8 protein-coding genes are annotated in these 6,182 nt (G+C 65.0%); all 8 read left to right on the top strand.

Annotated features, from left to right (window positions below; genetic code table 11):
* Window positions 1–134: 134 nt before the first annotated feature.
* Window positions 135–1,349, top strand: coding sequence for a bifunctional 3,4-dihydroxy-2-butanone-4-phosphate synthase/GTP cyclohydrolase II (locus LJE63_06630; GenBank protein ID MCG6906285.1), 1,215 nt, complete (start codon window positions 135–137; stop codon window positions 1,347–1,349).
* A 46-nt stretch (window positions 1,350–1,395) separates the two neighbouring features.
* Window positions 1,396–1,869, top strand: a complete 474-nt coding sequence (ribE, locus tag LJE63_06635; GenBank protein MCG6906286.1) for a 6,7-dimethyl-8-ribityllumazine synthase — start codon at window positions 1,396–1,398, stop codon at window positions 1,867–1,869.
* Window positions 1,869–2,345: a transcription antitermination factor NusB gene (gene nusB / locus LJE63_06640; protein ID MCG6906287.1), complete on the top strand. Its 477-nt coding sequence runs from the start codon at window positions 1,869–1,871 to the stop codon at window positions 2,343–2,345. The genes ribE and nusB overlap by 1 nt, the downstream gene beginning before the upstream one ends.
* Window positions 2,342–3,718 (top strand): TrpB-like pyridoxal phosphate-dependent enzyme, encoded by a 1,377-nt coding sequence (locus LJE63_06645; GenBank protein MCG6906288.1) that lies wholly within the window; start codon window positions 2,342–2,344, stop codon window positions 3,716–3,718. The genes nusB and LJE63_06645 overlap by 4 nt, the downstream gene beginning before the upstream one ends.
* 17 nt (window positions 3,719–3,735) lie before the next feature.
* Entirely contained in the window at window positions 3,736–4,008 is a 273-nt protein-coding gene (locus tag LJE63_06650; GenBank protein MCG6906289.1) for a hypothetical protein, read from the top strand.
* A gap of 18 nt (window positions 4,009–4,026) precedes the next feature.
* Complete coding sequence (locus LJE63_06655) at window positions 4,027–4,653, top strand: MBL fold metallo-hydrolase (GenBank protein ID MCG6906290.1); 627 nt, start codon at window positions 4,027–4,029, stop codon at window positions 4,651–4,653.
* Between the two features lie 59 nt (window positions 4,654–4,712).
* Window positions 4,713–5,735 carry a 4Fe-4S binding protein gene (locus LJE63_06660; protein MCG6906291.1) on the top strand — a complete coding sequence of 341 codons (1,023 nt, stop codon included), beginning with the start codon at window positions 4,713–4,715 and terminating at the stop codon, window positions 5,733–5,735.
* A gap of 66 nt (window positions 5,736–5,801) precedes the next feature.
* A complete protein-coding gene (locus LJE63_06665; GenBank protein ID MCG6906292.1) occupies window positions 5,802–6,179 on the top strand; it encodes a LysR family transcriptional regulator in 378 nt (125 codons plus the stop codon).
* The last annotated feature ends 3 nt before the right edge of the window (window positions 6,180–6,182 follow it).

The raw sequence follows: 6,182 nt of genomic DNA on the forward strand, positions 1-6,182 counted from the left end.
AGATTGGACTTTTTGCGGAACCGTCAAAATTTGGGAGGGCGGTGTAGAAAGTTCAAGTTACGCCGCCCTCCAAACGGGGGGTTTGGCGCTTTCCGGGTGCTGGCCGCCTTACCATTGGGGAGATACCAAAAAGAATGGCGAAAATTTCAATCGAACAGGCAATCAAAGACATACGCGACGGCAGGATGGTGATTCTGGTGGATGACGAAGACCGGGAAAACGAGGGCGATCTCACCATGGCCGCCGAAAAGGTCACCCCGCAGGCCATCAACTTCATGGCCAAGTACGGGCGCGGGTTGATATGCCTCTCGATGACCGGCGAAAAGCTCGATTCCCTGGACCTGCCGCTGATGGTGGATCACAACACCTCGCAGTTTGAAACCGGTTTTACGGTCTCCATCGAGGCCCGCTGCGGGGTGACCACCGGGATCTCGGCGGCCGATCGCGCCACCACGATCCTGACCGCGGTGGCCGACGACGCCCGGCCCCAGGACCTGGTGCGGCCCGGGCATGTCTTTCCTCTGCGGGCGCGGGCCGGCGGGGTCATGGTGCGCGCCGGGCAGACCGAAGGCTCGGTGGATCTCGCGCGGCTTGCCGGCCTGAAGCCCGCCGGTGTGATCTGCGAGATCATGGATGAAGACGGCAACATGGCGCGCATGCCGTCCCTGGAGGCCTTCGGCGAAACCCACGGCATCGGGATTTGCACCATCGCCGATCTGATCGAATACCGGATGCGGACCGAGTCTTTCGTTCACCGTGCGGTCGAGGTCACCATCCCCACCGCGGTGGCCGGCGATTTCCGGGCCGTGGTGTACGAAAATGACGTCGAGGACCTGCAGCACATCGCCCTTATCAAGGGTGAGATCCGGCCGGAGCGGGCCGTCCTGGTGCGGGTGCACTCGGAGTGTCTGACCGGCGATATTTTCGGCTCCATGCGCTGCGACTGCGGCGACCAGCTGCGCCGGGCGATGCAGAAGATCGAACGCGAGGGCGAAGGCGTGCTGCTCTACATCCGCCAGGAGGGCCGGGGGATCGGGCTGGTCAACAAGCTCAAAGCATACGCGCTGCAGGACCAGGGGCTGGACACGGTGGAGGCCAACGAAGCGCTGGGCTTCAAGCCCGATCTGCGTAACTACGGCATCGGCGCCCAGGTGCTGGTGGACCTGGGGGTGCGCAAAATGCGCCTGATGACCAACAACCCCAAAAAAATGGTCGGCCTCCAGGGCTACGGCCTGAGCATCGTCGAACAGGTGCCCATCGAGATCGAACCCAACGAGTACAACCGCTGCTACCTGGAGTGCAAAAAGCTCAAAATGGGCCATACCCTCAATTTCGACGTGAAACCCTGACCCCCATGGGGCGGCGGGATCCGTCACAGGACCCGGGAGGAGTGACATGCCGCACACAATCGAAGGCAAGCTTCGCGCCGACGGCAAGAAATTCGCACTGGTGGCCGGCCGGTTCAACGATTTCATCACCGACCGGCTGGTGGGGGGGGCCATGGATGCCCTGGTGCGCTGCGGGGCCAGCGAGACCGACGTCGACCTCGTCAAGGTGCCGGGTGCTTTCGAGATCCCCCTGGCGGCCAAAAAACTGGCCGAGAAGGGGCGCTACCAGGCGATTATCTGCCTGGGGGCCGTGATCCGCGGGTCCACGCCGCACTTCGACTATGTCAGCGCCGAGGTGTCCAAGGGCATCGCCGTCGTCTCCCTGGAGACGGGGGTTCCGGTGATCTTCGGGGTCCTCACCACCGACAGCATCGAGCAGGCCATCGAACGCGCCGGCACCAAGGCCGGCAACAAAGGCTGGAGCGCGGCCATGGCCGCGGTGGAGATGGTCAATCTGATGGAGGCCCTCGAGCAGGCCTGATGATCAGCAGCCGACGCAAAGCCCGGGAACTGGCCATGCAGACCCTCTTCTACCTGGACATGGGCGGGGTGGCGCCGGAAACGGCGGTGGCCATGTTTTGTCAAAACTTCAACCCGTCGCCCAAGTTCATGCCGTTTTACAAGACCCTGGTGGAAGGGGTGATCCACAAGAAAACGGAGATCGACGCCCTGATCGAACGCTTCTCCAGCAACTGGAAACTCAGCCGGATGTCCGGCGTGGATCGCAATGTGCTGCGCGTGGCGGTCTACGAAATGCTCTTCTGCGACGACATCCCGCCGAAAGTATCCATCAACGAGGCCATCGACGTGGGGAAAAAATACGGCAGCGAGGAATCCGGCGCGTTTATCAACGGGATCCTCGACAGCATTCACCTGGCGCTGAAAAAGCAGACGCCGGCCGACGCGGCCGGGGATAAAAGCCAAGCGGCGCCCAGCCCGGAACAGGAAACGCCATGAAAGATCGCAAAATACTTCTGACCGAAGACGAGATGCCCCGGCAGTGGTACAACATTCTGGCCGACATCAAGCTCAACCCGCCGCTGGGACCGGACGGAAACCCCGTCAAACCCGAAGACCTGGCGCCGGTGTTTCCGATGAACCTGATCGAGCAGGAGGTCAGCAGCGAACGCTGGATCGAGATCCCCGAAGCGGTGCAGTCGGTTTACCGCATCTGGCGCCCCTCACCCCTGGTGCGCGCGCTTTCCCTGGAAAAGGCGCTGGACACCCCGGCGCGGATCTATTTCAAAAACGAGAGTGTCAGCCCGCCGGGCAGCCACAAGCCCAACACCGCCGTCCCCCAGGCCTACTACAACAAGGTGGCCGGCATGGAGCGCATGACCACCGAGACCGGGGCCGGGCAGTGGGGCTGTGCCCTGTCGTTTGCCTGCGCGCAGTTCGGGCTGGAGTGCAAGGTCTTCATGGTGCGGGTGAGCTTTGATCAGAAACCCTACCGCAAATCCATGATGGAGGTCTGGAACGGCCGCTGTGTGGCCAGCCCCAGCACCGAAACCCGGGCCGGCCGGGAGATCCTGGCCAAATTCCCGGACACCCCCGGCAGCCTGGGGATCGCCATCAGTGAGGCCATCGAGGCCGCCGTGAGCGACCCCAGCGGCAAGACCCGCTACTCTCTGGGCAGCGTGCTCAACCACGTCATGCTCCACCAGACCATCATCGGGCTGGAGGCCAAGCTGCAGCTGGCCAAGGTCGGCGACTACCCCGATGTGATCATCGGCTGCGCCGGCGGCGGCAGCAATTTCGCCGGGCTGGCCTTCCCGTTCGTGCTGGACAAGATCAACGGCAAGGCCATCGAGATTTACCCGGTGGAGCCGGCGGCCTGCCCGACCCTCACCAAGGCGCCCTTCGTCTACGACCACGGCGACACGGCCGGCTACACGCCGCTTCTGCCGATGCACAGCCTGGGGCACAGCTTCATGCCGCCGCCGCTGCACGCCGGCGGGCTGCGCTACCACGGCATGGCACCGACGGTGAGCCAGCTGGTGGACGAGGGCCTGCTGACGCCCAAATCGGTCAACCAGCTGGAATCCTACGCGGCCGGCATAATCCTGGCCCGCAGCGAGGGCATCATCCCGGCCCCGGAAACCAACCACGCCCTGGCCACCGTGATCGACGAGGCCCGCAAGGCCAAGGAGGAGGGCCGCGAAAAGGTCATCCTCTTCAATTGGAGCGGCCACGGTCTGCTGGATCTGGGGGCCTACGAGAAATTCCTGGCCGGGCAGCTCAGCAATTTCGAACTGCCCGAAGGGGTCATCGCCGATTCGGAAAAAGTGTTTGCCAATTACCCCAAGCCGGCACACCTCAAGCGGGGCTGATCCAAAGGAGCCTGTCAGTGGATCGACGCTGGGACGACTGTGAACGGCGCTGCCCGCGCCTGGGCGGGCCGGTGACCTTCGCCTACTGCCGCGACCACGGCGGCGACCGCCCCGGTGCGCCCTGCGGCAAGCTCCTCGACTGCTGGTGGGAAACCTTCGACGTCGCGGCCTATCTGCGGGCCAACTTGCCGGCCGAAACGGTTGCACGGCTGATGCGCCGGGAGGCGCGGCCCAAGATCCACAGCCTGCTGGAAATGATTGCCCGGGCCCGACAGAACCCGGACGACTGAACCCAAAGGGAGGAACCCGTGATCATCAAGCAACTGACCGTTGGACCGATCATGGCCAACTGCTTCATTCTGGGCTGCGAGCGGACCCGTCAGGCGGCGGTCATCGACCCCGGCGATGAAACCGACAAGGTCCTGATGTCCCTGGCGGCTGAAAAACTGACCCTCAAGTACATTCTCAACACCCACGGCCATTTCGACCATGTCGGCGGCAACCGGCAGCTCAAGGACGCCACCGGCGCCGAACTGCTGATTCACCCCGCGGACGCGGCGATGCTGGCCCAGCTGTCGGCTAGCGCCGCGGCCTTTGGTCTGTCGGCGCAGAATTCGCCGCCCCCCGACCGCCCCCTGGCCGAGGGCGACACCGTCACCTTCGGGGATATCGCCCTCACCGTGCTGCACACCCCGGGACACACCCCCGGGGGGGTCTCCTTCCACACCGACCGCTGCGTATTCGTCGGTGACGCCCTTTTCTACGGCTCCATCGGCCGCACCGATTTTCCCGGCGGCGACTATGACACCCTGATCGCCAGCATCCGGACCAAGCTCTTCACCCTCGATGACGACACCACGGTCTACACCGGCCACGGGCCGGCCACGACCATCGGCCAGGAGAAGCGCAGCAACCCGTTCGTGCGCATGCGCTGACCGCGCCGCCCTGCCGCCCTGGCAGGGTTGATCCGCTTGTCGTCAGGGAGGCCGGCGCCATGCACCCGCCGCGTTCCGCCATTTTTTGCAAGCTGGGCAGCTGGGGGCGCCGGCTGCTGCGGCCGTTTTGCATCTCGCCCTCGACCCGGGCGTTTATCCGGGAGGCGCGCGCCACACCCGGCTACGGTCTGCTGGATTTCCTGCACGGCTACGTTTACGCCCGCTGGGTCTACCTGTATATCGGCATCGGCACCGGCGAGCACCGGGCGGTGCGGCTTTTCGGGTTTCTGGTACCCCTGTTGAAACGGCTGCTGCGCTTCAGGCCCCCTGAAAATCCCGCCAACCCGGCCGGCGGCGCCATCACCTTTGCCGACACCTACCACGGCAAGGTGGTCCCGCTGGAGGCCTCCCGGCAGCTGGTGACCATCGATCGACCCATCCGCCTGACCGGGCTCGAGCACGTGATCCCCTATCCTCTGGCCCGCGACATCGTGATCCAGAACCCGGATCGCATCGCTCTGATGGAATGCCCCTGCCGCAGTTCGCGCCCCAACCCCTGCCTGCCGCTGGACGTTTGTTTGATCGTCGGTGAGCCGTTTGCCGGCTTTGCCATGGAGCATTATCCCCGGCGGGCTCGCTGGGTGGACGTTGCCGAGGCCGTGGCCGTTCTGAAAGCCGAGGCCCGGCGGGGGCATGTGCACCACGCCTTTTTCAAAGAGGCGCTCTTCGGGCGTTTTTACGCCATTTGCAACTGCTGCGCCTGCTGCTGCGGGGCCATGCAGGCCATGCGCAACGGGGTGCCGATGCTGGCCTCCTCCGGCTATGTCAGCCGGCTGGAGGCCGCACGCTGCGTTCAATGCGGCCTCTGCGCCCAGCGCTGCCCCTTCGGGGCCATAGTCTGGGAGGAGGGCGCCTGCCCCGTCATCGATGCCGCGGTCTGCATGGGCTGCGGGGTGTGCGTCCAGCGCTGCGCCCGCAAGGCCCTCGATCTGGTGCGCGACCCGGCCAAACCCGCACCTCTGGAGTTGGACCGTCTGCTGGCCGAGGCCGAGCGCGCCGCGGGCCCTCCGGGGGCATTCTGACCCGCAAGCCCCCAGCGGGCCCCCGGGGCTTGTTTGGGCCGGGTTGTCCGTGCTATGCGGGGGGCTATGACAGATAACCACAAAAGGTTTTTTATCCGCTCCAAGGTCTGGATCGAGGACGAGGCCGGCAAGGTGATCTTCGGTTTGGGGCGCCTTCACATGCTGGAGGCCATACACCGCAGCGGCTCCATCCAGGCGGCGGCCAAAGAACTCAAGATGAGCTACCGCGCGGTTTGGGGGCGCATCAAGGCCACCGAGGAGCGCCTGGGGGCACCCCTGCTGGTGAAAAGCATCGGCGGGGCGGCGGGCGGCGGCTCGCAGCTGACACCCCTGGCGCTTCGGCTGGTGGCCCAGTTTCGGGAGCTGCACCGCAGCGTCGCCATCGATTCGGACGGGCTTTTCGAGCGTGTCTTTGCCGCGCAGCTGCGCCAGCCCTCCCGCTGAACC

This window comes from Desulfobacteraceae bacterium (genome assembly GCA_022340425.1).
Classification (GTDB): domain Bacteria; phylum Desulfobacterota; class Desulfobacteria; order Desulfobacterales; family JAABRJ01; genus JAABRJ01.